This window comes from Methylobacter svalbardensis (assembly GCF_037671525.1).
GTDB lineage: Bacteria > Pseudomonadota > Gammaproteobacteria > Methylococcales > Methylomonadaceae > Methylobacter_A > Methylobacter_A svalbardensis.
This window is the reverse complement of the sequence record NZ_JAWPOH010000162.1, coordinates 1-1,636: the sequence shown is the minus strand read 5'-3', so window position 1 is coordinate 1,636 and position 1,636 is coordinate 1. Positions and strand designations below refer to the sequence as shown.

Here is a 1,636-nt window from a genome sequence, read left to right as displayed (position 1 = left end):
CATGTTGCCAAGGACGATCCGGCGCATCAAATGGAGGCTCACCATTTCTGTCGCCAAGTTAACGAGGATTTCGCCCAGTGCGCCCTGTTCGACGGTAATACCCGGCAAGCAAACCTGATCGGCATTGAGTATATTGTTTCGGAAGTTTTGTTTGAATCCTTGCCCGGAAAAGAGAAAAAGTACTGGCATCCGCATAATTTCGAGATTTTATCGGGTCAGCTTATTGCCCCTGGTATTCCTGAAATGGCAGAAAATGAACTTATGAAGGGCAAGATGAACAGTTACGGTAAGACTTGGCATGTATGGAATTCTGCCCCTTATGGGAAAACGGGCGACAAGCTACCGTTGGGCGAGCCTATGCTGGAATGGTCATTTAACCGCGACGGTGAAGAAATGCCCGGGTTAGTAGAGCAGCGAGATCAGCGAGATCAGCGCTTGAGTGTCAAGACTCAGGAGAAACGTCAGGAGCGTGCTGGTTTCACGCCATTAGCCAAACCCCAGATGGGCGTCGATGCGCTAAATGGCAAATTCACAAAACCTACAACGCCTCTTTCGGGCGTGGTGGATAAAAGATCGCGCCGCTGAACTAGTCAATAAAACAACATTCAAATGCAGTTATTTTTAATGAACCGGGAGACAAAGCATGACGACCTCAGCCCGGTTTTATTTAATGAATCAAAAATCTCATTTCTCCGCTATTCAAGTAAAACGCAATTTACAAGCGCATTACTTTTGCTAATAACTGACGATTCCGTTTTTCATTAGTTCTATAAACTCAAAAACAGGCTAGGAATATGAAATCAAAATCAGACAAAAATAAGAATGACATAGACAAGCGCGTAATTAGTTTTATCCTCATTTTTATCACGCTGTCGGGATACTCTCAAATGGCTTTCTCTGCTACCAATGCTAAGCAAACGCCGCCGCAACAAGGCATTCAGGGTTACGGGAAAGTTCACCCCTATCCTGAAGCGGCCATTCAACCCTCGCCCAAACGCGATTATAAAGTGTTGTTCGACATCACCAAGGCGGCCGATGCTGCCGACAAGGTGAACCCTGGACTTGACCATGTCGCGCGGCTTTTGAATCTTTTTGCTTTAGCTAGGGTTTCAACTGACCGTCTGAAAATCGTTGTGGTCGTGCATGGCTCGGCAACGCCACTTGTTTTAAAGGATGATGCATACCAAAAACTGTATCAAAAAAGCAATCCCAATACGGAGCTTATTGGCCTGCTGCAGAGTGTAAACGTCAAGCTCTACATCTGCGGCCAGGCCTTGGCGGAAAAAGACATAAACCCTGCATCGGTTAATCCGAAAGTTACCTTGGCTTTATCGGCTTTAACCGCGTTGATAAATTATCAGTTAGACGGCTATGCGTTGATATCCAATTAAGAACACATACTACTGGAGTAAGACTTATCCATAAATAATATTCCCCATATTTACGCCGGCCAGGATAGTTGACGCCGGACAGTGGTTTGACGATCCGACTCGGACGAGACGCGCATGTAGCCAACCAGCATGTACGGAAAACTCCATAGGAAATATTTCCGCATAGTGTAAATGGGCGGATTAAATCCGACAATAGTTTTCGTACATTATTTGAGGGGGAGACAAGGGCAGATCAGATATTTTTT

The 1,636-nt window shown here is 45.5% G+C and carries 2 protein-coding genes; both read left to right on the top strand.

Annotation, left to right across the window (positions count from 1 at the left end; genetic code table 11):
* Window positions 1-585 (top strand): OBAP family protein (locus tag RW114_RS20555; protein WP_340124591.1); only part of this gene is annotated, 585 nt, incomplete at its 5' end.
* 209 nt (window positions 586-794) lie between these two features.
* Entirely contained in the window at window positions 795-1,391 is a 597-nt protein-coding gene (locus RW114_RS20550; RefSeq protein ID WP_340124590.1) for a DsrE family protein, read from the top strand.
* The last annotated feature ends 245 nt before the right edge of the window (window positions 1,392-1,636 follow it).

Coding starts and splice junctions, on each gene's coding strand:
- RW114_RS20550 (WP_340124590.1), top strand. CDS start 795: ATGAAATCAAAATCAGACAAAAATAAGAATGACATAGACAAGCGCGTA.